The sequence below is a fragment of the Arthrobacter sp. RAF14 genome (assembly GCF_052114185.1).
Lineage (GTDB): Bacteria > Actinomycetota > Actinomycetes > Actinomycetales > Micrococcaceae > Arthrobacter_E.
Window position 1 is genome coordinate 1,436,868 of the sequence record NZ_JBFREG010000001.1, and the last position, 25,826, is coordinate 1,462,693.

A 25,826-nucleotide genomic window follows, 5' to 3' on the forward strand; every position below is an offset into this window, starting at 1 on the left:
GTTCCGGGGACTCAGCCCTCGTCGAGCGCCTTCGCCAGACCCTGCTCGCCCTTTCGCATGGTGTGGGCGTGAGCGGCGACGAAGACCGGCGCGGCCACAGGGGCCAGGAGGTTCATCCAGCGACGGGTCGGGCGGACCGTCCACCGGATGTCCATCGTGGTGGGACCCTCGGGACCTTCGGGGGTGAGCACGATCCCGCCTCGCCCCTCCAGATCCCCACCGGCGTCGAAGGCGAGTTCCCGCGGCGGAACCGAGAGCGTGGGGTGGATGCTGACGGTGAGCGAGTAACCGAGCGGGGTATGGAACCTCAGGAAGGCGGTGATCCCCGTCAGCCCATCGGCACCCGGAGCGTCGGACGGGCCGGTCCTGACGAGGGGAGCGGCCACGGTGCAGCCGGGCCACCACACCGGTTCGCCCGGACGGAGGTCCAGGTCGGTGAGAACGTCCCAGACCTTCCCGGCCGGCGCGGGCAGATGCCAGGTGGACCGGAGGTCGAAGAGACGCGGCGTCATGGGGCCATTCTGGCAGGGGACGCCCGGAAAACACTGAAGGCTCCCGGTCTGGGACCGGGAGCCTTCGCTTTGTGCGCGGAGGGGGACTTGAACCCCCACGCCCTATTCGGGCACTAGCACCTCAAGCTAGCGCGTCTGCCATTCCGCCACCCGCGCATCTGGGTGATCCGGCCGTCTGGACCGCGTTTCCGCTGTTCAGGCCGCCGGGGCAACGAGAAATACTCTACACGCATTTCCCTGAAACGCGAAATCCGGGCTGAGCTGGGACTTCGTCAGGTTTCGGGGCGTTAACGGTCGAACGCCCACCTCAGGAGGGGCGGCACTAGGCTGGGAGAGATCAGTTCGGCAGCGGCGCGGAAAGGCGAAACGATGAGCACCCAGGAATCCGTCACCCCCTCCCAGGGGACGTCTCCGGCCGAAGCGGAAGTGGTGGACATCTGCCGCGAACTCATCCGCTTCGACACCACCAACTTCGGGGACAACAACGGTCCCGGAGAACGGAAGGCCGCGGAGTACGTGGCCGGCCTCATGGCCGAAGTGGGTCTGGAGCCGGAGATCTTCGAATCCGCGCCCGGCAGAGCGAGTGTCGTGACGCGGATGGAGGGCCAGGACCCCAGCGCGAGTGCCCTGGTGGTGCACGGCCACCTCGACGTCGTGCCGGCACTGCGCGAGCAGTGGAGCGTCGATCCCTTTGCGGCCGAGGTCAAGGACGGCATGATCTGGGGCCGCGGCGCCGTGGACATGAAGGACATGGACGCCATGATCCTGGCGACCCTGCGGGACTTCGCACGGCGCGGCATCAAGCCGAAGCGGGATCTGGTGTTCGCCTTCTTCGCGGACGAGGAGGCCGGCGGTGACTACGGGGCACGCTATGCGGTGAGCAAGCGTCCCGAACTCTTCGACGGCGCCACGGAGGCCATTTCGGAGGTGGGCGGTTTCTCGTCCACCATCGGCGGCAAGCGCGCCTACCTTCTGCAGACCGCGGAGAAGGGCCTCTCCTGGCTCCGGCTCGTGGCGCACGGCCGGGCCGGACACGGTTCGCAGATCAACACGGACAACGCCGTCACGCGGCTGGCCGCCGCCGTCGCGCGTATCGGACAGCACGAGTGGCCCATCGAACTCACCCCCACCACACGGCAGTTCCTGGACGGCGTGACCGAGCTGACCGGGGTCGAGTTCGATCCGGACAATCCGGAGATCATCCTCAAGGAACTGGGCACCGTGGCACGGTTCGTGGGCGCGACGCTGCAGAACACGTCCAACCCGACGCTGCTCAGTGGTGGGTACAAGCACAATGTCATCCCCGAGACGGCGGAGGCGCTGGTGGACTGCCGCACCCTGCCCGGCCAGCAGGAGCAGGTCTTCGAGACCATCCGTCAGCTGGCAGGCGAAGGGATCGAACTCAGCTACGTGAACAAGGACGTGTCCTTGGAGGTTCCTTTCGCGGGCAACCTCGTGGACGCCATGGTCGACTCCCTCCAGCGGCACGACCCGGAGGCCACCGTGCTTCCGTACACGCTCTCCGGCGGGACCGACAACAAGTCCCTGGCCCAGCTCGGCATCACGGGCTACGGCTTCGCGCCGTTGCAGCTGCCCGAGGAACTCGACTTCACGGGGATGTTCCACGGGGTGGACGAGCGGGTGCCGCTCGAGTCGCTCCGCTTCGGCACCCGGGTCCTCTCGGATCTGCTGGAACGCTACTGATCCGCTGAATCCCACCTGACGGCCGGCCCCGGTGGGCGGCGCCCCGCCTGCGGCACGGTGCCCCCGCCGGGGCCGGCTGTGCGTGTGAGCCCGTCAGATCGTCCGCGCGACGTTCATGACCCTGCGCCGCATCCAGTAGCGCCGATGCCCGCCCAGGTAGAGGACGGAGCGGTGAAGTTCCCATTTGCCGTATTCGCTGTGTTCCAGCACCCGTCGTCGCGCCTCGGGCAGCGACTCGTCGCGTTCGACACTGATGACCATGTACTCGTAATTCCGGTCCTGGTACAGACGTTGTTCCACGGACCGCGGCAGAATCTGTTCCTTCATGTGAGATGTCTACCACTCCTGCCCCGGAAAATCCTGCCCCATGACGTAACTCGCCGGAGAGGCCGAGACGGCCTCCGCAGGGGCCCGCAGGCCATGACGTAAGGTCGTCTACATGAATTGGATCGAAGCCATACTTCTCGGCCTGGTACAGGGCCTGACCGAGTTCCTCCCCATTTCATCCAGCGCACATCTGCGCATCCTGGGGGAGTTCCTGCCGAATGCCTCCGATCCCGGGGCGGCCTTCACCGCCATCACCCAGCTCGGCACGGAAACGGCCGTCCTGCTCTTCTTCTGGAAGGACATCGTCCGGATCGTCAAGGCCTGGTTCGGCTCCCTGCGCGGCAGCGTGCCCCGGGACGATCCGGATGCCCGCATGGGCTGGCTCGTGATCCTGGGCAGCATCCCGATCGTCGTCCTCGGCATCCTGCTGCAGGACTACATCGAGAGCACTTTCCGCTCCCTCTGGATCGTGGCCACCACGCTGATCGTGTTCGGCATGATCCTGGCCGTGGCGGACGTCTTCGGCAAGCAGGACCGTCAGCTCAAGGATCTGACGGTCAAGCACGGCGTCCTCTACGGATTCGCGCAGGCCCTCGCCCTCATCCCGGGCGTCTCCCGCTCCGGCGGCACCATCACGGCCGGCCTCTTCATGGGCTACACCCGCGAGGCGGCGGCCCGGTACTCGTTCCTCCTGGCGATCCCCGCCGTCTTCGGCTCCGGTTTCTACCAGCTCTTCAAGGTGCTCAAAGGCTCCGAGGCGGCCGGACCGTATGGCCTGGGGGAGACCGCCCTCGCCACGCTCATCGCCTTCGCCGTCGGCTATGTGATCATCGGCTGGTTCCTCAAGTTCATCTCCAGCCGCGGCTACCAGGCGTTCGTCTGGTACCGCATCGGACTCGGCGCCGCGCTCTACCTGCTGCTCGGATTCGGGGTCATCCCCGCCTGAGCGATAGGCTGAAAGGCGTGAAATCGTGGAAGACGCGCCCCGTACCTGAACTGCCCGGAACCATGCCGCCGCTCAGGATCTACGACACCTCGCGCGGAGCCTTCGCCACCATCCAGCCGCAGGCCGAACAGTCGATGTACGTCTGCGGGATCACCCCCTATGACGCGACCCACATGGGTCATGCGGCGACATATCTGGCCTTCGATCTGCTCAATCGCGCCTGGCGCGATGCGGGCAGCCAGGTGGATTACGTCCAGAACGTCACGGACGTGGACGATCCGCTCCTCGAGCGGGCCACGGCCACCGGCCAGGACTGGCGTGAGCTGGCCGTCGATCAGACCGCGCTGTTCCATGAGGACATGGAAGCCCTCAACGTCGTCGCACCCGCGCACTATGTCGGCGCGGTCGAGGCGATCCCGTGGATCGTCCCCGAGATCGAGCGCCTCGTGGCCTCGGGCCTGGCCTACCGGGTTCCGGGCGCCGAGGGCGAGCCGGACGGGGACGTCTACTACGACGTCGCCGCGGCCGACGCCGAGGGTCAGCATGTCGAGGCGTGGGAACTGGGCGCCGTGTCCGGGCTGAGCGAAGAGGAGATGCTTCCCCTCTTCGCCGAGCGCGGCGGCGATCCGGACCGCCCCGGCAAGCGCAACCGCCTCGACCCGCTGCTGTGGCGCGTGGCCCGTGACGGTGAACCCTGCTGGGAAGGCGGCTCGCTCGGCCGCGGCCGTCCCGGCTGGCACATCGAATGCACCGTGATCGCGCAGCGCTTCCTGCCGTCCCCGTTCACCATCCAGGCGGGCGGATCGGACCTCATCTTCCCGCACCACGAGATGGGCGCCGGCCACTGGTACTCCCTCACCGGGGAGCCCATGGCCCGGCACTACGCCCACACCGGCATGGTGGGCCTCGACGGCGAGAAGATGAGCAAGTCACGCGGCAATCTGGTGCTGGTCTCCGCTCTGCGCCGCCAGGGCGTGGAGCCTGCGGCCATTCGCAGTGCGGTCCTGGCGAACCACTACCGCACCGACTGGTTCTGGACCGATGAGCTCCTGCACGAGGCGGAACGGCGGGTCGCCCGGTGGCGCGAAGCCCTCGACCATGCGCCGGAAGCTTCCGCGGGTCCTCTGCTGGCGACACTGCGCGAGCGTCTGGCCGACGATCTCGATGCGCCCGGCGCCCTGAAAGCCCTGGATGCCTGGGCTGACGCCGCACTCAGTGCCGGTGGTCCGGCCAGCGTGAATGACGCCAGCCTGGTCGCCGACTCCGTGAACGCGCTGCTCGGCGTGGAGCTCTGAGAACGGAGCCACGGCGCACCGTGATGAGCGGGCCTTGAACGACGACGACGACGGCGGGTTACCGCCGTCGTCGTCTGCGTTCCGGAGTGCTGCCGCTCAGGAGTGCTGCCGCTCAGGACGGGTCGGCGTGCGGGTGGCCGTTGCCCTTGCCGCGACGCCGCAGATACCGTTCGAACTCCCGTGCGATGGACTCGCCCGAGGCCTCGGGCAGTTCGGCGGTGTCCGTGGCCTCCTCCAGCTGGCGCACGTACCCTGCGATGTCCGGATCCTCGGACGACAGCTCGTTGACCCCGCGTTCCCACGCTTCAGCGTCCTCCACGAGATCGCCCGGATCGAGCGGGATCTGGAGAAGCTCTTCGATGCGGTGCAGCAGCGCGAGCTGAGCCTTCGGGGAAGGGGACTGGGCCACGTAGTGCGGCACGGTCGCCCAGAGCGAGATCGCGGGTAGGCCCGCCAGCCGGGCCAGGTCGCCGAGCACGCCGACGATGCCGGTAGGGCCCTGATACGTGGACGGCTCGAGATTCAGGCGTTCCTGCAGTGCCCTGTCATCCGTCGTCACCGTCACGGGAAGGGGCCGGGTGTGGGGCACGTCGGCCAGGAGCGCACCCAGCAGGACCACGCGATCCACGCCGAGTTCCTCGGCCTGCGCCAGGATCTCGGCCGTGAACGCCCGCCAGCGGTAGGACGGCTCGACACCGCTGACCAGGATGGCGTCCACCGGGACACCCGGGATGCTGGCCTGGTGGATCCGGGTTCCGGGCCATCGCAGACGCCGTTCCCCGGAGCCCGTGGTGCGGACCGTGGGCCGGGTGAACTGGAAGTCGTAATAGTCGTCCGGCTCCAGGACCGAGACTTTCCGGGCGTGCCAGGCCTTGCTCAGGAACTTGATGGTGTCGCTCGCAGCCTCACCGGCGTCATTCCACCCTTCGAAGGCCGCAATGAGAACCGTGCTGCGCTTCCTGCCCTGGTGCAGGGGAAGGAAGGCCTCGTCCTGCAGACCCTCGGGGTCGTCGAAGTTCTCCATGGGCTCTACCCTACGACGGACTCCGCCCGGCTCAAGAGGTGGGACATGCGGACGTTCCCGCACATCACAGCCCCGTAGACTGGGCCCATGTTGTCTCCAGCACCTCTGCCTCCCGGTGACCGCCGTCCTGAACCCGCCCTGCGGGCCGTGCTGTGGGACATGGACGGAACCCTGGTGGACACCGAGCCGTACTGGATCGCGGCGGAACATGAACTCGTGGAGAGCTTCGGCGGCACGTGGAGCCACGCCCAGGCGGTGCAGCTGGTGGGCCAGGCCCTGGACCGCAGCGCCCGGATCCTGCAGGCCGCCGGCGTGCGTCTGCCCGAACGTCAGATCATCTCCACGCTGTCCACCCGCGTCATGGAACGCATTGAAGAAGCGGTTCCGTGGCGTCCCGGCGCGCAGGAGATGTTGGATTCGCTGACGGCGAACGGCGTGCGCTGCGCCCTGGTCACCATGAGCGAGCGTCCGCTCGCGAGCCTGGTGGTGGAGAAGCTGCCCCACAAGTACTTCGAATTCCTGGTCACGGGTGACGACGTCACCCGTGGCAAGCCCGACCCCGAGGCCTATCTCCAGGCCATGGCGACCATGCAGGCCACGGAGTCCGCCCTGAGCGTGGAGAACTTCGTCGCGCTGGAGGACTCCGTGCCGGGCGTCGGTGCGGGCCTGGCGTCCGGAGCCGTCACGATCGGCATTCCGCACACCGTTCCCCTGCCGGAGTTCTCCGGACGTTTCACGCGCTGGGACACGCTGGTCCAGAAGGACCATTCCGCCGTGCAGCGTGCCCTGCACGGGCACTGGGTGGGGGCGGACACGGGGTTCGATCCCGAAGACGGGATGGTCACTGCGTGAGTGCTGTGGCAAGCCGGGACGGGCTGCGGCTCGGCCGACTCTGGGGCGTCCCCATCTACCTCGCCTACTCCTGGTTCATCATCGCCGCGTTCACCGTGCTGACGGTCGGACCGATGCTGGCCGGCTCGGGTCAGAGTGTCTGGGCCTACATCGCGGCCTTCGCTTACGCGGTGCTGTTGCTCCTGTCCGTCCTGGTGCATGAGCTGGCTCACGCGCTCACCGCGATGATCTTCGGCTGGAAGTCGGAGAAGATCGTGCTGAACCTCTGGGGCGGCCACACGCAGTTCACCGAGTTCGACGCGACGCCGTGGCGGTCCGTCCTGGTGGCGTTCGCCGGACCGGCGGCCAACTTCGTCCTGGCGGGCCTCGGCTGGACCGTCGCGGCGTTCGTCCATCCCGAAGGGGTGGGGGACTTCCTGCTGTGGATCTTCCCCTGGACCAACTTCGTGATCGCCCTCTTCAACATCCTGCCCGGGCTGCCCCTCGACGGCGGACGCCTCGTGGAGACCGTCGTCTGGAAGAGCACCGGGAACCGGGACAAAGGCACCATCGCTGCGGGCTGGGCCGGCCGGATCATCGTCATCCTGATCGTGCTCTACTTCATCGTCCGGCCGTACCTGCTCGGAGAGGGTCTCGACTTCAAGTTCGCCGTCGTCACCGCGCTGGTGGCCGGGTTCCTCTGGATGGGGGCCGGCGAGGCCATCCGGGTGGCGCGCATGCGCGGCAGGCTTCCGGCCATCCGCGCCGTCCAGCTGGCCGAACCGGCGGTGGGTGTTCCGCGGGACCTCCCGGTGGCGCAGCTCTTCACCATCGCCCGGCCGGGCACCTCCTTCGTGGTCATCGCCCCGGATGGCAGCCCGCAGGCCGTCGTCGACCCGGCCGCCATCTCCGCAGTGCCCGCCGACCTCCTGCCGACGACGCCGGTCACGGCCGTGAGCGTGCCGCTCGCCCCGGGCGCCTACGTCCCGGAGCACGCCGGAGGGAAGGAACTGATCGACTACCTCTCGGCGCTGGACGGCGACCGCTACGCCGTCGTCGATCAGCAGGGCCGTGTGACCGGCCTCCTGCGCCAGGCCACCGTCGTGGCCGCGATCACGGGACGCCCGGAAGGCCCCGGCCACCGCGGCACCCGCTGACGGGTACAGTTGATTCCCGGACATTTCGCCCAAGCCCCACGCGCGTCCGACGCGGCGCACAGGAGAAGGAACACGCCATGAGCAACCAGGAAACCCCCCAGGCCATCCCCGCGGAAGGCCGCCAGGCGGTGGGCGCCGCTCGACGCCGTGGGCCGTTCCGGGTGGGGGAGCGGGTCCAGCTCACCGATGAGAAGGGGCGGATGAACACCATCACCCTGGAACGGGGCGGCGCGTTCCACACACACCGTGGCTTCCTCAACCACGACGACCTCATCGGCCAGCCGGACGGCAGCGTGGCCGTGAACAACATCGGCCAGCAGTACCAGGCCCTGCGCCCGCTCCTCAGCGACTTCGTCCTCTCGATGCCCCGTGGCGCCGCGGTGGTCTATCCCAAGGACGCCGGTCAGATCGTCACCATGGCGGACATCTTCCCGGGCGCACGCGTGGTCGAGGCCGGCGTCGGCTCCGGCGCGCTGTCCATCTCGCTGCTCCGTGCGGTGGGCGACAACGGCTACCTCCACTCGTTCGAACGCCGCGAGGAGTTCGCCGACATCGCCCGTGGCAACGTCGAGACGATCTTCGGCGGCCCCCACCCCGCGTGGCAGATCAGCCTGGGGGACTTCCAGGACGAGGTCGTCAAGGCCGAAGCCCCCGGCAGCGTGGACCGCGTGGTCCTGGACATGCTCGCCCCGTGGGAGTGCCTCGACGCCGTCGCCACGGTGCTGGCGCCGGGCGGCGTCTGGATCAATTACGTCGCGACCGCGACCCAGCTGTCCCGCACGGCCGAGGCCATCCGGGCCGACGGCCGTTTCACCGAGCCCGACGCCTGGGAGTCGATGGTCCGCGGCTGGCACCTCGAGGGCCTGGCCGTGCGCCCGAACCACCGCATGGTGGGCCACACCGGTTTCCTCCTGGTCACCCGCCGTCTCGCGGACGGCGTCGACGGTCTGGCCCTGAAGAAGCGCGCCAAGACCGAGTTCACCGAAGAGGACATGAACGCCTGGACGCCGGCGAGCGTCGGGGAGCGCCCGTACTCGGACCGCAAGCTCCGCCGCGCGGCCCGCGACGCCATGGCCGGCACCCAGGTGGAGGATCCCGAGGAGCCGGCGTCCGGGGAGTAATCCCAGGTCGGAGGCCTGAACAGTCACATCGTGGGCACCTGAGCGCGATCCCGGGCGGAACGCGCTAGTGTCGAAGGTGACGGCACAAGGACTTTCCACGAGAGGGCTGGCCACCATGAGTGAGGACACGCTGGGCACGAACGGCGACGCCGGGAACGAGGCCCGGAACAACGCGGCGCATCTGAGCATCGCCGAACGGCAGATCAACGTGCTGCGGGACAAGCTCCGCAATGTGGACCGTCAGCTGTCCTCCGCCACGCAGAACAACTCCCGCCTGGTCGGGATGCTGGAGACCGCCAAGACGGAGATCCAGCGGCTCAAGGCCGCGCTGGAGCAGGAAGGCCAGCCGCCGTACAGCTTCGCCACGATCGCTCAGCTCAATCACCGCCGGGAGCCCGCCCCCGGCGCCAGCGCCAACGCCTCCGTGGAGGAGTCGGTGGACGTCTTCAACGGCGGCCGGAAGATGCGCGTGGGCATCAGCCCACTGGTCAACATCAACCAGCTGGCAGTAGGCCAGGAGGTCCTGCTGAACGAGGCCCTCGTGGTGATCGCGGGACTCGGCTTCGAGCAGGCCGGCGAGGTCGTCACCGTCAAGGAGCTGATCGGCCACGACCGCGTCCTGGTGGTGGGCCGCACGGACGATGAGCGGGTCATCCGGCTCTCCGGGCCGCTGCGCCACCGCGGTGTCCGCGTCGGCGACGCGGTCTCCGTGGACGGCCGCACCGGTTTCGCCCTGGAGAAGGTCGACCGGAGCGAGGTCGAGACCCTGGTCCTGGAGGACGTCCCGGACATCAGCTACGAGGACATCGGCGGCCTGGGACCCCAGATCGAGCAGATCCGCGACGCCGTCGAACTGCCCTTCCTCCACCCGGGCCTGTACCGCGAACACGGGCTCAAGGCGCCCAAGGGCATCCTGCTCTACGGCCCCCCGGGCTGCGGCAAGACCCTGATCGCCAAGGCCGTGGCCAACTCCCTCGCGGCCCGAGCCGCTGAGCGTTCCGGCGCCGCCGAGCTGAAGAGCTACTTCCTGAACATCAAGGGCCCGGAGCTGCTGGACAAGTACGTCGGCGAGACCGAACGGCACATCCGCCTGATCTTCGCCCGCGCCCGGGAGAAGGCCAGCGACGGCAGCCCCGTGGTGGTCTTCTTCGACGAGATGGACTCGCTGTTCCGCACTCGCGGCACCGGCGTCTCCTCGGATGTGGAGACCACGATCGTCCCTCAGCTGCTCAGCGAGATCGACGGCGTGGAGCGCCTGGACAACGTGATCGTGATCGGCGCCTCCAACCGTGAGGACATGATCGACCCGGCCATCCTGCGCCCCGGACGCCTTGATGTGAAGGTCAAGATCCAGCGTCCCGACGCGGAGGCGGCCGCGGACATCTTCGCGAAGTACATCACCACCGATCTGCCGCTTCACCCGCAGGACGTCGCCGAGCACGGCGGCGATCACGCCGCCACGGTCCGCGGGATGATCGAGCGCACGGTGGAGTCCATGTACTCGACCGACAAGTCCAACGAGTACCTCGAGGTCACCTATGCCAACGGTGACAGCGAGATCCTCTACTTCAAGGACTTCAACTCCGGCGCCGTGATCCAGAACGTGGTGGACCGCGCCAAGAAGTACGCCATCAAGGACTTGCTCACGAGCGGCGAGAAGGGCCTGCGGATCGACCATCTCCTGCGTGCCGTGACGGATGAGTTCCGTGAGCACGAGGACATGCCGAACACCACCAATCCGGACGACTGGGCCCGCATCTCCGGCAAGAAGGGCGAGCGGATCACCTACATCCGGACCATCGTGCAGGGGAAGGGCGGGCAGGAGCCCGGGAAGAGCCTGGAGACCGCCACCAACACGGGACAGTACCTGTGAGCGCTTCCGGGCTGCCCGGAGCCGGCGACGGCGGTGTGATCCGTGTGATGGGCTCGGAGACCGAGTACGGGATCCATGCGCCGCAGGCCCCATCGGCGAACGCCACGGTGCTCTCCGCCCGGGTGATCGACGCCTACGCACGGCTGACCTCGGCACGGCAATCCGCCGCCGGGACCGATTCCGGGGCTGGGAACCGCCGGACGGCCGCAGGCTGGGACTACAGCGACGAGGAACCCCTGCATGACGCGCGGGGCTGGTCGATGCCCCGCGCCCACGCGCACCCGAGCCAGCTCACCGACGTCGAACCCGTCCTGGACGCGACGGCCGTCGCCCTGGCCCACGGCCGGGCCGAGCTGGACTACTCGGACGTCGAATCGGGCGAGCAGCCCCTCATGAACATGGTGCTGGGCAATGGGGCGCGTTTCTATGTGGACCACGCTCATCCGGAGTATTCGAGTCCCGAGGTGACCAACCCGCGGGACGCGGTCATCTGGGATGCCGCCGGCGACCTGGTGGCCCTCGAGGCGATCCGCTCGCTGGACGCGGAGGACGGCTCCGGGCCGGTCAACCTGTACAAGAACAACACGGACAACAAGGCGGTCTCCTACGGCAGCCACGAGAACTACCTCATGCCGCGCGCTGTTCCGTTCTCCTCCATCGCCGAAGGCCTCATCCCGTTCTTCCTCAGCCGTCAGGTGCTGTGCGGCGCGGGCCGGCTCGGCATGGGCCAGGACGGCCGTGGCAGCGGCTATCAGATCAGCCAGCGGGCCGACTTCTTCGAAGCCGAGGTGGGCCTCGAGACCACGATCCGCCGCCCGATCGTCAACACCCGTGACGAGCCGCATGCGACGGCGGACAAGTACCGCAGGCTGCACGTGATCATCGGGGACGCGAACCTCTCCGAGTATGCGAACTACCTCAAATTCGGCACCACGTCCCTGGTGCTCGGTCTCATCGAGGCGGGCAGGGTCCCCCGGCTCCAGGTGTTCGAGCCCGTGGCCGCGCTGCAGCAGATCAGCCACGACACCACGCTGGCACAGCAGGTGCGGCTGATCGACGGGCGGCGGATGACCGCCGTCGAGCTCCAGTGGCTGTACTACGAGGCGGCACGGGCCTTCGCGGAGGAGAGCGGCGCCGGCCATCCCACCCAGGGTGACGGCCACACCCACGCCCTGCTGACGGCCTGGGAGGAGACGCTCGGCTGGGTGGAGCGGGGCGATGAGCGCGCCGCGAACCGCGTCGAATGGCTCGCCAAGCTGCGGCTCCTGGAGGGCTACCGGGACCGCGGAGGCCTGGCCTGGGATGACGCGAGGCTCGGGCTGATCGACCTCCAGTGGTCGGACATCCGCCCCGAGAAGGGCCTGTACCACCGCCTGGTGAAGCACGGGCGCATGGACAAGCTGGTGGACGACCGTGAGATCGCGGCGGCCGCGGCGGCGCCTCCCACGGACACCCGGGCGTACTTCCGGGGCATGTGCCTGAGCCGCTACCCCCGGGCCGTCACGGGCGCCAGCTGGGACTCGGTGATCTTCCGTCTGCCCGGACAGAGCAGGGCGACGCGGATCCCGACCCGAGAGCCGCTGCGCGGAACACAGGCCCTCACGGGGCCGCTTTTCGAGCATCATCAGGACGCCGGGGAATTCCTCCGGGCGCTCCTGCCGGAACAGTGAGCTGAGCTGCTGCAAGCCCGCCTCTGAAGTGGCAGGATGGCAGTAGAGGACAATCCGAGGAGGAATCATGGCAGGCCAGGAACAGATCAACCCGAGCTCTCGCGGCGAGGAGCAGATCGAGGAGACGGACACGCCCGTACCGGCCGCTCCCGCGGCCCAGGCCAGCGAGGCGACCCAGGGAGTCGACGACCTGCTCGATGAGATCGACGGCGTGCTGGAGAAGAACGCCGAGGAGTTCGTCCGTGGCTTCGTCCAGAAGGGCGGCCAGTAGGCCGTGTCCAGCGACGCCGCCCGCCTGCCCGCTGAGGCCAGTGCCTCCTTCCTGGAGCACCTGACGGCCACCAGGCCGGAGTTGCTGCCGTTCGGCTCGACGGCGGTGCAGGGCGCGGCGAGCCTGCAGGTGCCCCACGCGACCACGATCGTGGCGCTTCAGACGGCCGGCGGTGTCCTGATGGCAGGGGACCGGCGCGCGACCATGGGCAATCTGATCGCCTCCCGCACCATGGAGAAGGTGTTCGCGGCCGACGAGAGTTCCTTGCTGGGTATCGCGGGAACAGCCGGTCTCGCCGTGGACATCGTCAAGCTCTTCCAGGTGGAGCTCGAGCACTACGAGAAGATCGAGGGCACGCCCCTCAGCCTGGAAGGACGCGCCAACCGCCTCGCCGCCATGGTGCGCGGCAACCTCGGCATGGCCCAGCAGGGCCTGGCGGTGGTGCCGCTCTACGCCGGATTCGAACCCGCGCTGGCGTCCGGGAGGATCTACTCCTATGACGTGACGGGCGGCCGGTACGAGGAGCACGAACACCACAGCGTGGGCTCGGGTTCGACGTTCGCCCGGGGCGCGCTGAAGAAACTCTGGAAGCCCGGGCTGGAGGAGGCGGCAGCCGTACGGGTCGCGGTCGAGGCCCTGTATGACGCGGCCGACGACGATTCGGCCACGGGCGGACCCGATCTGGTGCGCCAGCTGTGGCCGGTGGTCTACGTGGCCGATTCCGACGGAAGCCGGCGGGTGGCGGACGACGTCGTGAAGGGCATCGCCGCACAGGTCCTGTCGGATCGCACCGCCCAGGGACGGGAGGCCTGAGATGTCACAGCAGTTCTACGTCTCGCCGGAACAGATCATGAAGGACCGGGCGGACTTCGCCCGGAAGGGCATCGCCCGGGGCCGTTCGGTGGTGGTCCTCTCGTGCGCCGCCGGAATCGCGTTGGTCGCGGAGAACACCTCCAACTCCCTGCATAAGATCGGGGAGATCTACGACCGGATCGCCTTCGCTGCGGTGGGCAAGTACAACGAGTTCGAGAGCCTGCGGCAAGCCGGCGTCCGTTACGCCGACGTCCGCGGCTATTCCTACGACCGGAGTGACGTCACGGCTCGTGGCCTGGCGAGCGTGTACGCCCAGAGCCTCGGCTCCGTGTTCACCGCCGAACAGAAACCGTTCGAGGTGGAACTGGCCGTCGCCGAAGTGGGAGCGACGCAGGCGGGAGATCACATCTTCCGTCTCACCTTCGACGGCTCCATCACGGACGAACGCAGCTTCGTGGCCATGGGCGGCCGCAGTGACCGGGTGACCGAGGTTCTCCGGTCCGGGTGGCGGGCCGATCTGACCTTGGGTGAAGCCCTGAGGCTGGCCACGCGGGCCCTGGCGGCCGCGACGGCAGCCCCGGAAGCCGTCGTCGGCCCGGGCGGGACCGCGGTGACCGAGCCCGACGGCGTCGCGGCCCGCGCGCCCGATCATCCGGAGGCTCCGGCGCCGGTGGCCGCGGTGGGTCTGGAGGTCGCGGTCCTGGACCGGGAACCCGGCAGCTGGCGATCCCGGCGCAGGGCGTTCCGGCGCCTGCGGCAGGACGCGCTGCAGCGTCTCCTGGAGGAATGACCCCAGGGGAGCAGTGGACAGGACCCGACGGCGGGGTCTTGGCCGGCGTCGCCGGTGAGAGCGCGCGCCCGTGATGGTGCATGTTGGTGTGAACAGAATGGAAAGGGCGGCATGGACCGGCGGATTTTTGGCATCGAGACGGAGTTCGGCATCTCCTATGTCGGCAGCAACACCCGCCGGCTGGCTCCCGAGGAGGCGGCACGCTATCTGTTCCGCAAAGTGGTGAGCTGGGGACGCTCCTCCAATGTGTTCCTGGCCAATGGCTCCCGCCTTTATCTCGACGTCGGGTCCCACCCGGAGTACGCCACGGCCGAATGCGATTCGCTGCCGCAGCTCATCGCCCATGACAAGGCCGGTGAGCTGATCCTGGAGGAGCTCTGCCAGGAGGCCGAGGAACGCCTGACCGCCGATGGGTTCGAAGGCAGGATCTTCCTCTTCAAGAACAACACCGACTCCGCCGGCAACTCCTACGGCAGCCATGAGAACTACCTGATTCCACGCAAGGGGGAGTTCAACCGCCTGGCGGACGTGCTCATCCCGTTCCTGGTCACCCGGCAGCTCCTGGTGGGCGCCGGGAAGATCATCAACACCCCGCAAGGCGCGCTGTACGCGTTCTCCCAGCGAGCCGACCACATCTGGGAAGGCGTGTCCTCGGCCACCACCCGGTCCCGCCCGATCATCAACACCCGCGACGAGCCCCACGCCGACGCCGAGCATTTCCGGCGCCTTCATGTGATCGTGGGCGATTCGAGCATGTCGGAGACCACGACGCTGCTGAAGGCGGGCTCCGTGGATCTGGTCCTCCGGGCTCTGGAGGCCGGCGCCATGATGCGGGACATGCGGATGGAGAACCCCATCAGGAGCATCCGGGAGATCTCCCGGGATCTCAGCGGTCAGGTGCTGGTCAAGCTCGCGACCGGGCGGCAGCTCACGGCCCTCCAGATCCAGGAGGAGTACCTGCAGTGGGTCACCGACTTCGTGGAACGTGAGGGTGAGCACCACGAACACGTCGGCCAGATCCTGGACCTGTGGAAGCGGACGCTCCAGGCGGTCAGGTCCGGCGACTACGGCGGCATCGACACCGAAATCGACTGGGCCATCAAGAAGAAGCTCATGGACCGTTACGCACTGCGTCACGGGCTCGGCCTCGACTCTCCGCGCCTGGCTCAGATCGATCTGACCTATCACGACATCTCCCGTCAGAGGGGCCTGTTCTACCTGACGGAGCAGCGCGGTCTGGCGCGCCGGGTGGTCACCGACGCACAGAGCCGTGAGGCGGGCACTGTCGCACCGCAGACCACCCGGGCGCGGCTCCGCGGGGAATTCGTCCGGCGGGCTCAGGAGCTCGGACGTGACTACACCGTGGACTGGGTCCACCTCAAGCTCAACGACCGGGCGCATCAGACGGTGATCTGCAAAGACCCCTTCGCGGCGCAGGACGAGCGGGTGGATGCGCTGATCGCGAGCATGGGCTGACGCCCTGGCGTGCGTTGAGCTCCGACGCGAGTGCTCGACGTCGGCCTTGACCTGACGCTGTCGGGTGACTTCACAGCCTGCTCCGTTACGATGGTGGGCGTGCCTTTCCCCGGAGGGGCGCGGACCCCCTGATTTCTAGTGGAAAGACGACCATTGCGACGTATTCTCGCGGCATTCGTCCCCGCCGTCCTCTTGCTGACGGCCTGCGGCAACACCTCGGAGCCCAGCAGCCAGCCGGCCGGCGACACCTCCAAGCTCAGCACGGTGAAGATCAACGACCAGGGCGCAGGCAAGGCCCCTCGCGTGGAGTTCGCCAAGCCCCTGTCCGTCACGGAGACCACCATCAAGGTGCTCCGCGAGGGCAACGGCGAGCGGATCAAGGAGAACCAGAAGGCGGAGGTCGGCTATCTCGCCTACAACGGCCAGGACGGTTCCCAGCTGGCGGACACCTATCTTTCCAACCACGAGTCCCTTCCGCTCAACGACGCGCTGAAGAAGGGCAATGAGCCCCTCTACAAGGCGATTCTCGGCGTGAAGCAGGGCTCGGACCTCGCCATCGCCATGCCCGGCCAGGGCGGTCAGGGCCCCACCCAGCTCCTGGTCCTGCACGTCTTCAGTGCCACGGACATCCCGCCGGTGCTCTCCAAGCCGGAAGGTGACGCCGTCACCCCGCCGGCGGGCCTGCCGAAGGTCACGGTGAACGACAAGCAGGAGGCGACGATCGACGTCAAGGGCGTCGCGGCTCCCAAGCAGCTCATCGCCCAGGACCTCATCAAGGGCAAGGGCGCCACCGTCAAGAGCAGCGACACCATCGTGGCCAACTACACGGGTGTTCGTCTGGCCGACGGCAAGGTCTTCGACTCGAGCTTCAAGACCGGCAAGCCGGCCACCTTCCCGCTGACGGGCGTCATCCCGGGCTGGACCAAGGGCCTGACGGGCAAGACCGTGGGTTCCCGCGTCCTGCTCGTCATCCCGGCCGCGGACGCGTACGGCGCCAAGGCCGCTCAGGGCCGCCCCTCGGGCGATCTGGTCTTCGTCGTGGACATCCTCGGCGTCCAGTAAACTCCCACCAACCACTCGAAAGCTGAAGAGGAGTATCCATGTCATTCGGTCAGCGTGACTACGACCGCACCAAGCCGGAGATCGAATTCCCGGAAGGTGAGGTTCCCACGGAGCTCCGCATCGTCGACCTCATCGAGGGCGACGGCGCGGAAGCGACGCCCGGTTCCACCGTCTCGACCCACTATGTCGGCGTCGCCTGGTCCACCGGCGAGGAGTTCGACTCCTCCTGGGGCCGTGGCGCACCGCTCGACTTCCGTGTCGGCGTCGGCCAGGTCATCCAGGGCTGGGACCAGGGTCTGCTGGGCATGAAGGTCGGCGGCCGCCGTCGTCTGGAGATCCCGTCCGAACTGGCGTACGGCTCCCGTGGCGCCGGTGGAGCGATCGCTCCCAACGAGTCCCTCATCTTCGTGGTGGACCTCGTCGGGGTGCGCTGAGCCATCCGCTCACAGCCGTCAGGCGATCCAAGGGCCGCTTCCTCCGGGAGGCGGCTCTTGGCGCATGCCGGGGCCGGTCTTTAGTACGCTGAACTGGTGTCCGCCCGAAAGACTGAACGAATCCTCAATCTGCTGATCGCGTTGCTGTCCAGCCCCCGCGGCCACACCAGGGCCTACCTGGAATCCACCGTGTACGCGTACTGCCGCGCAGAGGGGATGAACGACGCCGCGATCGAACGCATGTTCGAGCGGGACAAGGCCGAACTGCGGGACATGGGTGTCCCGCTGGAGGTCGTGGAGGACGAGACGTTCGATGTCGACGACTCCGCCGGGGCCCGCTATCGCGTGAACCCGGGGGAGTACCTCCTGCCCGTCCTGCATCTGACGGCCGAGGAACGCCTGCTGCTCCAGCTCGCCGCGCAGCTCTGGGAGCAGGCGAGTCTGCGGTCTGCGGGCAGTGCGGCGCTCCGCAAGCTGTCCGACGGCCAGGAGCCCGACGACGGCGCGCCCTCGCCCGTGCTGCCCCGCGTCACCACGGGTGGCGCCGCCCTGGAGGCGCTCCACCGGGCACTGGCCGGTCGCCATCCGGTCCGGTTCGGTTACCGGGCGGCCGGCGCGGCCGAGGCCACCACCCGGCGGCTTGAGCCGTACGGGCTCGGCAACCGCTCCGGCCAGTGGTACGTGGTCGGCCATGACCTGGACCGTGGCGCGCAGCGGACGTTCCGCCTGAGCCGCATCACCACGGCCGTCGAGGTCGATGCCCGAAAGCGGTACGCTCCACCGCAGGACTTCTCGATCGCCGCCGCCCTCGATTCGATGGAGGCATACCCGGAGCAGCGGGCCGTGGTCAGGCTGCCGCACGGTGGGGGAGCGCAGTGGCGGGCCCGGGCCACGCACGTCGACGGGGATCACGCCACTCTCAGTTATCAGGACGAGTCGGCCTTCCTGGACGAACTCGCCGCCGTGGCACCCACGGTGCAGCTGGTGGAGCCCGCCCGGTTGCGGGACGCCGTGGTCTCGCGGCTCCAGGCCGCGGTCACGGCACTGTCCCGGCCGGCCGAAGTCACCGAGTTCCGGTCCCCGCCGGTGAAGCGCGGGCCGAAGTCCTCGTCCGAGACAACGGTCCGCCGTCTGCTGGGGATGATCCCGTTCCTGGTCCGCCACGGCGGCATCCTCAAATCGGAGCTGGCGGCCGAGTTCGGCATCACCGGGCGCCAATTGGACGATGACCTCGAACGCATCATGATGGTCGGCCGGCCAGAGGGCTATCACAACGACCTCATGGACATCGTGGACGACGGCCAGCGGGTGTGGATCAACAACGCCCTGGACCTGGCTCAGCCGATCCGTTTCTCCCCGGAGGAGGCCTGGACGCTTCTGGTGGGCCTGGACGCCCTCTCAGAGCTTGGCATCGGCGGTGACGCCGACGCCATCGAGTCGCTGCGTCTCCGCCTGGCGGGCGCCGCGGGGGACTCGCTGGCCCTCGCCGAAGCGATCAAGGTCCGCATGGCGCCTTCCGGAAACCTGGGCCGGCACCTGGCTCAGCTCCGCGCGGCACTGGAACGCGGCGTCCGGGTCCGCATCGAGTACGTGGTTCCGAGCCGGGACGAGCTGACCGAGAGGCTCATCGACCCCCGCAGGCTCCGCTCCGTGGATCAGCAGTGGTACCTGGACGCCTGGTGCCACCGGGCGGGGGCCGCCCGGAACTTCCGGCTGGACCGGATCGCCTCCCTCGAGATCACCGAGGAGACCGTGGACCCCTCGCTGTGGGACGGAGCCGTGGATGAGGTGCCGTTCAGCGTCCGCGATCAGGCTCCTCGCGTGCTCGTGATCTTCTCCGAGGAGTCGCGATGGCTGGCGGCCCGGTACAACGCGCTGCGCACGGCGGCCCTCGACGGCGGGGACGTGCTGGCGGAGCTCGCCGTCGCGTCGCCTTCCTGGCTGGCCGGCCTGGTGGCCCAGACCGGGGGCACGGTGCGCGTGGTGGGGCCGGAGCCCGTGGTGGACCAGGTGCGCGAGTGGCTGGCACGGAGCCTGGATTCCTACGGGGCCGCGTCACTCAGAGGGTATTCCCAGCTGGAGAACGGTAGGCTGGAGTGATGCCGTGGTGGTTCTGGATTCTTCTCTGGGTGGCGATCCTCGCCCTCAGCGTTCTGATGTTCGTGGTGCTCGGAATCAAGCTTTTCCGGCAGTTCACCGCCATGATGCGTCAGCTGGACTCCGCGGCGGATATGCTGTCCGGGTTGGACTCGGACAGTACGCGTTCTCCGCTTCCGGAGCACCGGCTGGAAGTCCTGGGCATCCACGCCGATCCGGCGGAGATGCGGGCCCGCTATGAGGCGGGGAAATCCGAGCGCCGTGAACTTCGGCGGCAACGTCGTGTGGTCCGTCGTGCAGCGGCCCACCGGGCACAGAAGCTGCGCGATGTGGGCCTTGAGCGCCCTATGATTTAAGAAAGAGAAAGGACCCCGACATGGGACGACTTTTTGATGGCCCCTGGCCTATCGTCATCATCATCATCGTGGCATTGCTGCTGTTCGCAGCCCCCAAGCTTCCTCAGATGGCGCGCAGCCTCGGACAGTCCATGCGCATCATGAAGTCCGAAGTCAAGCAGATGAAGGATGACAGCCCCTCCAAGGCCAAGTCCGAGGAGCCCGTCGAGGGCAAGGTCGTGCAGCACCCGGACAGCGCCACCAAGGACAACGGCGAGCAGACTCCGCCGTCCGGCAACGCCTAAGGCGAGGTGGCACTCAGCAAGGGCCCTCGGAGGAATCCCGAGGGCCGCATGGCCCTCCTCGATCACTTCAAGGAACTGAAGAACCGGCTCTTCAAGAGCCTGATCGCCCTCGCCGTCACCACGGTGATCGGCTGGTTCCTGTATCCGCCCGTGATCGCCTCCCTGTCCGCTCCTCTCGAGCAGATCGCGCACGAGATGCATCGGAACGCGTCGATGAACTTCGCATCGATCGCGTCCCCGTTCGAGTTCCAGTTGCGGATCGCCATCCAGATCGGCCTGGTCATCTCCAGCCCGGTGTGGATCTACCAGATCTGGGCGTTCGTCACGCCCGGTCTGACCCGCAAGGAACGCAAGTTCACCCTGGGCTTCATGGCGGCGGCCATTCCGCTGTTCCTGGTGGGCGTCTACGTAGCCTGGTCGGTGATCCCGAACGTGGTCCGTGCTCTGCTGCACTTCACGCCTGACAACGCCTCCAACCTCATCAGCGCGGACGACTACCTGACCTTCGCCACGCACACCATGCTCTTCCTCGGGCTGGCGTTCCTGGTGCCGGTGATCCTGGTGGGCGTCAACCTGCTGGGCGTCATCAGCGGCAAGAGCATTCTCAAGGCCTGGCGGATCACGGTGTTCGCCGTGTTCGTCCTGGCGGCCATCGCGGCCCCCGGAGCGGACGCCATCTCCATGTTCATGCTGGCCATGCCGCTGCTGGCCTTGTTCTTCCTGGCCATCGGCATCTGTCTGATCAACGACAAGCGCCGGGCCCGCCGGGAGAGCAAGCACGCGGAGGAGACGGACGCCTCCGCCGACGTCGCCACTCCGACGGAGGAGCTCGGCAATCTCTGAGCCACTCTTCAGGCACTCTTCACAGGACCGGCCCCTCGGGCCGGTCCTGTTGTTTAAGGCGAAGTGCCCAGGCGGTCGTGGCCCGGCGAAGTCTTCGGCGGAATGCCGATACCCTTGAGTAATGCCTCAAATGAGTGAGCCCCTGACTCCCGCCGAAAAGTATGCCGCGGCCAAAGCCAGGAACAGCGAGAGCAGCAGCGCACTCCGGGCATTCCGGCAGACCCTGTCCTTCGACCTCGATGACTTCCAGGTGGACGCCTGCCGCGCCCTGGAAGAGGGCCGCGGGGTCCTGCTCGCCGCACCGACCGGGGCCGGAAAGACCATCCTGGGGGAGTTCGCCGTCTTCTGTGCCCTGCGCCAGGGGCGGAAGGCGTTCTACACGACACCCATCAAGGCTCTGAGCAATCAGAAATTCAGCGAGCTCGCCGAGAAGTACGGAGCCGATCAAGTGGGCCTGCTCACCGGCGACACGAGCATCAACCCGCAGGCGCCCGTGGTCGTCATGACCACCGAGGTCCTGCGGAACATGCTGTACGCGGATTCGGATGCGCTCACCGGGCTCGCCTACGTGGTCATGGATGAGGTCCACTACCTCGCCGATCGCTTCCGCGGTGCGGTATGGGAGGAAGTGATCATCCACCTGCCGCGCGACGTCCAGCTGGTCTCGCTCAGCGCCACCGTCTCCAATGCCGAGGAGTTCGGAGCATGGCTGGCCGCGGTGCGCGGTGACACCGCCATCGTGGTGTCCGAACACCGCCCGGTGCCTCTCTGGCAGCACGTGATGGCCGGGCGTCAGGTGCTCGATCTCTTCGCCGAGGTGGACGGTGCCGGTTCTGAGGACGACGACGCCCCTCCCGCGCCGCTGGAGGTCAATCCGGAACTGCTCAAGATGGTCCGTGGCAGCTCCGGGCGGAGGGGCCCGCAATCGGTCCGTGGCAGGAAGCGGCATGATCGCGCCCACGGACGCACCGAGTCCCGTCCGCCCGTGCCGCGGGTTTCCCGGCCGGCGGCGATCCAGGCCCTGGAATCACGCGGCCTTCTGCCGGCGATCTACTTCATCTTCTCCCGGGCGGCCTGTGACGCCGCGGTGCAGCAGTGCGCCGCGGCGGATCTCTGGCTGACCACGGAGCGGGAACGGCAGATCATCGCCTCCCGCGTGGAGGAGGCCAGCCGGGACATCCCCGGAGAGGACCTGGACGTCCTCGGCTTCTGGGCGTGGCGGGACGGCCTGCTGCGCGGGATCGCCTCGCACCATGCCGGCCTGCTGCCGGCCTTCAAAGAGACCGTCGAGGATCTGTTCGCGGAGGGTCTGGTGCGGGTCGTCTTCGCCACGGAGACTCTCGCGCTCGGCGTCAACATGCCGGCACGCGCGGTCGTGCTGGAGAAGCTGGACAAGTTCAACGGCGAATCCCGGGTGAGTATCACCGCAGGGGAGTACACGCAGCTGACCGGGCGCGCCGGACGGCGGGGGATCGACGTCGAAGGCCACGCCGTCGTGCTGTGGCACGAGGGGATCGACCCGCAGGCGGTGGCCGGACTGGCCTCCAAGCGCACTTATCCGTTGAACTCGAGCTTCAGGCCCGGCTACAACATGTCCATCAACCTGCTCGCCCAGTTCGGGCGTGGCCGGTCACGGGAGATCCTGGAATCCTCCTTCGCCCAGTTCCAGGCCGACCGGTCCGTGGTGGACCTCGCCCGCCAGGTGCGCAGCCGTGAGGAGTCGCTGGAAGGCTACGCGGAGGCGATGCGCTGTCACCTCGGGGACTTCGAGGAGTATGCCCGCCTGCGCCAGGAGCTGTCCGGACTGGAGGGCAAGGCGGCCAAGGAGAACAAGCGGGCCGCCCGCGGCTGGATGGTCACCTCACTCACCAAGCTCATGCCCGGCGACGTCATCCACCTGGACGGGGAGCGGATCCAGGGCTACGCCGTCGTGCTGAATGCGGACACCAACGCGCACGAGCCGCGCCCCGCCGTCCTGACCAACGATCATCAGCTCCGTCGGATCGGGCTGGGCGATCTGCAAGGTCCGGTGGAGCCTCTGTTCCAGGTGCGGATCGGGAAGAGCTTCAACGCCAAGAGCCCGAAGGACCGTCGTGCGCTGGGTTCCGTCATGCGCCACGAGCTGTACAAGCGGGGGATCCTGGAGGGCAAAGCGAGCCCGAACGGTTCCAGGTCGCGCCGTAAGGCCGAAGGCAGCCGGGACACCGAGGCGCGGATCCTGCAGCTCCGGAAGGCCCTCGCCGCGCACCCGTGCCACGGCTGCCACGACCGGGAGAACCACGCGCGCTGGGGCGAGCGCTGGTGGCGCCTCCGCTCCGAGACGGACGCGCTCGTGGCCCAGATCCAGGGACGGACCAACACCATCGCCCGCACCTTCGACCGGCTCTGCGGCCTCCTGGAGGAATTCGGGTACCTGGAAACCCAGGACGGCCATGAGCAGATCACCGGCGCCGGAAAGCGGCTCCGGCGGATCTACGGCGACCGCGATCTGCTCATCGCCCAGGCTCTGCGCGAAGGTGCCTTCGACGACCTGGATGCCGCGGAGATGGCGGCCTTCGTCACGGTGCTCCTCTACCAGTCCAAGCGCGACGACGGCACCATCCCGCCGCGCATGCCGAGCATCTCCCTGGAGAGCGCGGTGGAGATCGTGGTCCGGGAGTGGGAGAGGCTCTCGGAAGCGGAGAAGCGGCACAAGCTCCCCCTGACGGCGGAGCCCGAGCTGCAGCTCATCTGGCCGATGTACAAGTGGGCCAAGGGCCGGCGTCTCCAGGATGTCCTGGCCGGCAGCGATCTCGCCGCAGGTGACTTCGTCCGCTGGGTCCGTCAGGTCATCGATCTGCTCGATCAGATCGCCGGGGTTCCCGAGCTGGACCCGCGGATCAAGCGCATCTGCCGCGAAGCGATCACCCGGGTACGCCGCGGCGTGGTGTCCTATTCATCCCTGAGCGAGTGAGCCAGGGTCTGAGGAAACAGGAAGTGTGAGGTCAGCAATGAATGACGGACGGTCCGGAACCGCATCAGGGCTCAGGCTGTATGTCAACGGCAGCGTGTATTCGGCGGCGGACCCGTTCGCCACGGCCATGCTGGTTGACGGCGACACGGTCGCCTGGATCGGCTCGGAGCAGGCCGCCCAGTCCCTGCGGGATGACCGCATGGAACTGATCGACCTCCGTGGGGCACTGGTGGCTCCCGGTTTCGTGGACTCCCATGTGCACCTGACGGAGACCGGGCTGGCCCTCGCCTCCCTGGACCTCAGTGCGGTCCGCACGGCGCAGGAGCTTCTGGATGCCGTCTCCGCCTTCGCCTCCACTCTGAGCCGGGGCGAGACCCTGTTCGGCCACTCCTGGGACGAGTCGCGATGGGCGGATTCCGCCCTTCCCACCTTGGACGAACTGGACCGGGCGTCCGGCGACCGCCCCCTGTACCTCACCCGCATCGATGTCCACTCGGCGCTGGTCAATCGCGCGGCGCTTGCCGTTGCCGGGGACCTCACGGGACTGCGCGGGAACTCCGGCGGGCCCGTCCTGAGTCTCGAGGCGCATGCCGCCGTACGCCAGGCCGTGCGCCGGTTCAGCCCCGCGCAGCGCGAAGAGTTCCAGAAGGTGGCCCTGAACACGGCCGCACGGCGGGGATATGTGGCCCTCGCCGAGATGTCAGGTCCGGCCATCGCCGGAATGGACGATCTCCGGAGCGCGGTGGCCTGGAACGGCGTTCCCGGCGCAGGCCCACGGATCCTGCCGTACTGGGGGCAGGCCGTGGAGAACGTCGAGGAGGCGCGTTCGCTCCTGCAAGAACTGGACGTTCCGGTTCTGGGCCTGGCCGGTGACCTGAACATCGACGGCTCGCTGGGGTCCCGCACGGCCCTGCTCCGCGCGGACTACTCGGACGCTCCCGGCGCCTCCGGGTCCCAGTACCTCACCGCCGAGGCCGCAGCCGAACATCTCATCGCCTGCACCGAACTCGGATTGCAGGGCGGCTTCCATGCCATCGGCGACGCGGCCCTGGATGTCGTGATCGCGGCGCTCGACCGCACCTCGGCCCGGCTGGGGGAGTCCGCGGTGCGAAGGGCAGGGCATCGAGTGGAGCACGCCGAGATGCTCGACGAGGCCCACATCGCCGCTCTGGTGTCGCACTCGGTCAGCGTCAGCGCGCAGCCGGCCTTCGACGCCGCCTGGGGCGGACCCGACGGCATGTACGCGCAGCGTCTCGGGGCTCGCTGGGCTTCGATGAACCCCTTCGCGGACCTCTACCGGGCCGGCGTCCCCCTGGCCTTCGGCAGTGACGCGCCCGTGACGCCGCTGAGCCCCTGGGACAGCATCAAGGCCTGCCTGGATCACCACTCGGACGGGCAGGGGATCTCCGCCCGCGCCGCGTTCATCGGTCACACCCGTGCCGGCTGGAGAGCCGCCCGTGACGCGAACCCCCTGAACGGCCAGCTGGTGCCCGGAGCTCCGGCCAACTTCGCCGTCTGGGAGGTCGACAGCCTGATGGTCCAGGTTGCCGACGACCGTGTGGCGTCCTGGAGCACCGATCCCCGGGCCCGCACACCCCTGCTCCCGGCCCTGGATGGCGCCGAACCCCGGTGCCTGCAGACCGTTTCGGAGGGTGTGGAGCTGCACCGCTCCGAGGAACTCTGAGCGGAGGAGCCTCAGAAAAACCGGTTGATCGACCTGCTGCGAATCCCCTTCTGAACTGCGACGAAGCATGTCCGTGCAGTTCAAGGCCGGGGTTGACAGTCAGTCAATGGACCGTAGAGTTGTACTTCACGGGTGGTCATGAGGTCCCTCAGATCACCCAGCCTCATCGGCAGGACAGCTCAGGGACCCGGCCACGCCGGAGATCCCAGCGTCACGGTGGCGGCACGTCTGAACGGGCCTGGTGGTAGCAGAAAACAGTTGCAGCGGACATGTGTGTGCCGTCTGCGACTGGTCCTTCTCCGC

The 25,826-nt window shown here is 68.1% G+C and carries 23 protein-coding genes and 1 tRNA gene; 20 read left to right on the top strand and 4 right to left on the bottom strand.

Annotation, left to right across the window (positions count from 1 at the left end):
* Positions 1–11: 11 nt before the first annotated feature.
* Together AB4Y75_RS06785 and AB4Y75_RS06790 are read right to left on the bottom strand one after the other, a co-directional pair.
* Entirely contained in the window at positions 12–512 is a 501-nt protein-coding gene (locus tag AB4Y75_RS06785) for an SRPBCC family protein (RefSeq protein WP_441435081.1), read from the bottom strand.
* A 72-nt stretch (positions 513–584) separates the two neighbouring features.
* A tRNA-Leu gene (locus AB4Y75_RS06790) sits at positions 585–668 on the bottom strand.
* 213 nt (positions 669–881) lie between these two features.
* Here AB4Y75_RS06790 and AB4Y75_RS06795 point away from each other — a divergent pair.
* Complete coding sequence (locus AB4Y75_RS06795) at positions 882–2,216, top strand: M20/M25/M40 family metallo-hydrolase (RefSeq protein WP_441435082.1); 1,335 nt, start codon at positions 882–884, stop codon at positions 2,214–2,216.
* Between the two features lie 93 nt (positions 2,217–2,309).
* Here AB4Y75_RS06795 and AB4Y75_RS06800 read toward each other — a convergent pair whose 3' ends face one another.
* Positions 2,310–2,543 carry a DUF5703 family protein gene (locus tag AB4Y75_RS06800; protein ID WP_441435083.1) on the bottom strand — a complete coding sequence of 78 codons (234 nt, stop codon included), beginning with the start codon at positions 2,541–2,543 and terminating at the stop codon, positions 2,310–2,312.
* A 112-nt stretch (positions 2,544–2,655) separates the two neighbouring features.
* On the opposite strand from AB4Y75_RS06800, the gene AB4Y75_RS06805 reads away from it, so the two are divergent.
* Entirely contained in the window at positions 2,656–3,489 is an 834-nt protein-coding gene (locus tag AB4Y75_RS06805) for an undecaprenyl-diphosphate phosphatase (RefSeq protein ID WP_441435084.1), read from the top strand.
* 17 nt (positions 3,490–3,506) lie between these two features.
* Positions 3,507–4,784 carry a cysteine--1-D-myo-inosityl 2-amino-2-deoxy-alpha-D-glucopyranoside ligase gene (gene mshC / locus AB4Y75_RS06810; protein WP_441435085.1) on the top strand — a complete coding sequence of 426 codons (1,278 nt, stop codon included), beginning with the start codon at positions 3,507–3,509 and terminating at the stop codon, positions 4,782–4,784.
* Between the two features lie 112 nt (positions 4,785–4,896).
* On the opposite strand, the gene AB4Y75_RS06815 is transcribed toward mshC, so the two are convergent.
* Positions 4,897–5,808 (bottom strand): PAC2 family protein, encoded by a 912-nt coding sequence (locus tag AB4Y75_RS06815; protein WP_441435086.1) that lies wholly within the window; start codon positions 5,806–5,808, stop codon positions 4,897–4,899.
* An 87-nt stretch (positions 5,809–5,895) separates the two neighbouring features.
* Between AB4Y75_RS06815 and AB4Y75_RS06820 the strand changes: the two genes are divergently transcribed.
* The 17 genes from AB4Y75_RS06820 to AB4Y75_RS06900 all read left to right on the top strand — a co-directional run bounded on the left by AB4Y75_RS06820 (position 5,896) and on the right by AB4Y75_RS06900 (position 25,523).
* Positions 5,896–6,660: an HAD family hydrolase gene (locus tag AB4Y75_RS06820; RefSeq protein ID WP_441435087.1), complete on the top strand. Its 765-nt coding sequence runs from the start codon at positions 5,896–5,898 to the stop codon at positions 6,658–6,660.
* A complete protein-coding gene (locus AB4Y75_RS06825) occupies positions 6,657–7,796 on the top strand; it encodes a site-2 protease family protein (RefSeq protein ID WP_441435088.1) in 1,140 nt (379 codons plus the stop codon). Before AB4Y75_RS06820 ends, AB4Y75_RS06825 begins: the two co-directional genes overlap by 4 nt.
* A gap of 77 nt (positions 7,797–7,873) precedes the next feature.
* Positions 7,874–8,917 (top strand): tRNA (adenine-N1)-methyltransferase, encoded by a 1,044-nt coding sequence (locus AB4Y75_RS06830; RefSeq protein ID WP_441435089.1) that lies wholly within the window; start codon positions 7,874–7,876, stop codon positions 8,915–8,917.
* Between the two features lie 115 nt (positions 8,918–9,032).
* Positions 9,033–10,790, top strand: a complete 1,758-nt coding sequence (gene arc, locus AB4Y75_RS06835) for a proteasome ATPase (RefSeq protein ID WP_441435090.1) — start codon at positions 9,033–9,035, stop codon at positions 10,788–10,790.
* 47 nt (positions 10,791–10,837) lie between these two features.
* Positions 10,838–12,460: a depupylase/deamidase Dop gene (gene dop, locus AB4Y75_RS06840; protein WP_441435273.1), complete on the top strand. Its 1,623-nt coding sequence runs from the start codon at positions 10,838–10,840 to the stop codon at positions 12,458–12,460.
* A gap of 67 nt (positions 12,461–12,527) precedes the next feature.
* The gene (locus tag AB4Y75_RS06845) at positions 12,528–12,731 is read left to right on the top strand and encodes a ubiquitin-like protein Pup (RefSeq protein ID WP_441435091.1); all 204 of its coding nucleotides are present in this window, start codon (positions 12,528–12,530) and stop codon (positions 12,729–12,731) included.
* A gap of 3 nt (positions 12,732–12,734) precedes the next feature.
* Complete coding sequence (prcB, locus tag AB4Y75_RS06850) at positions 12,735–13,544, top strand: proteasome subunit beta (RefSeq protein ID WP_441435092.1); 810 nt, start codon at positions 12,735–12,737, stop codon at positions 13,542–13,544.
* A 1-nt stretch (position 13,545) separates the two neighbouring features.
* Positions 13,546–14,334 (top strand): proteasome subunit alpha, encoded by a 789-nt coding sequence (gene prcA / locus AB4Y75_RS06855; RefSeq protein ID WP_441435093.1) that lies wholly within the window; start codon positions 13,546–13,548, stop codon positions 14,332–14,334.
* A gap of 111 nt (positions 14,335–14,445) precedes the next feature.
* Positions 14,446–15,810 carry a Pup--protein ligase gene (gene pafA, locus AB4Y75_RS06860; RefSeq protein ID WP_441435094.1) on the top strand — a complete coding sequence of 455 codons (1,365 nt, stop codon included), beginning with the start codon at positions 14,446–14,448 and terminating at the stop codon, positions 15,808–15,810.
* Positions 15,811–15,963: 153 nt separating this feature from the next.
* Positions 15,964–16,872, top strand: coding sequence for an FKBP-type peptidyl-prolyl cis-trans isomerase (locus tag AB4Y75_RS06865; RefSeq protein WP_441435095.1), 909 nt, complete (start codon positions 15,964–15,966; stop codon positions 16,870–16,872).
* 38 nt (positions 16,873–16,910) lie between these two features.
* The gene (locus tag AB4Y75_RS06870) at positions 16,911–17,306 is read left to right on the top strand and encodes an FKBP-type peptidyl-prolyl cis-trans isomerase (protein ID WP_441435096.1); all 396 of its coding nucleotides are present in this window, start codon (positions 16,911–16,913) and stop codon (positions 17,304–17,306) included.
* Positions 17,307–17,402: 96 nt separating this feature from the next.
* Positions 17,403–19,406: a helix-turn-helix transcriptional regulator gene (locus AB4Y75_RS06875; protein ID WP_441435097.1), complete on the top strand. Its 2,004-nt coding sequence runs from the start codon at positions 17,403–17,405 to the stop codon at positions 19,404–19,406.
* Positions 19,406–19,759: a hypothetical protein gene (locus tag AB4Y75_RS06880; RefSeq protein ID WP_441435098.1), complete on the top strand. Its 354-nt coding sequence runs from the start codon at positions 19,406–19,408 to the stop codon at positions 19,757–19,759. The genes AB4Y75_RS06875 and AB4Y75_RS06880 overlap by 1 nt, the downstream gene beginning before the upstream one ends.
* A gap of 20 nt (positions 19,760–19,779) precedes the next feature.
* Positions 19,780–20,043, top strand: coding sequence for a Sec-independent protein translocase subunit TatA (gene tatA / locus AB4Y75_RS06885; protein ID WP_441435099.1), 264 nt, complete (start codon positions 19,780–19,782; stop codon positions 20,041–20,043).
* A gap of 48 nt (positions 20,044–20,091) precedes the next feature.
* Positions 20,092–20,886 (top strand): twin-arginine translocase subunit TatC, encoded by a 795-nt coding sequence (gene tatC / locus AB4Y75_RS06890; RefSeq protein WP_441435274.1) that lies wholly within the window; start codon positions 20,092–20,094, stop codon positions 20,884–20,886.
* A 121-nt stretch (positions 20,887–21,007) separates the two neighbouring features.
* Positions 21,008–23,839, top strand: a complete 2,832-nt coding sequence (locus AB4Y75_RS06895) for a DEAD/DEAH box helicase (protein WP_441435100.1) — start codon at positions 21,008–21,010, stop codon at positions 23,837–23,839.
* Positions 23,840–23,876: 37 nt separating this feature from the next.
* Entirely contained in the window at positions 23,877–25,523 is a 1,647-nt protein-coding gene (locus AB4Y75_RS06900) for an amidohydrolase (protein ID WP_441435101.1), read from the top strand.
* The last annotated feature ends 303 nt before the right edge of the window (positions 25,524–25,826 follow it).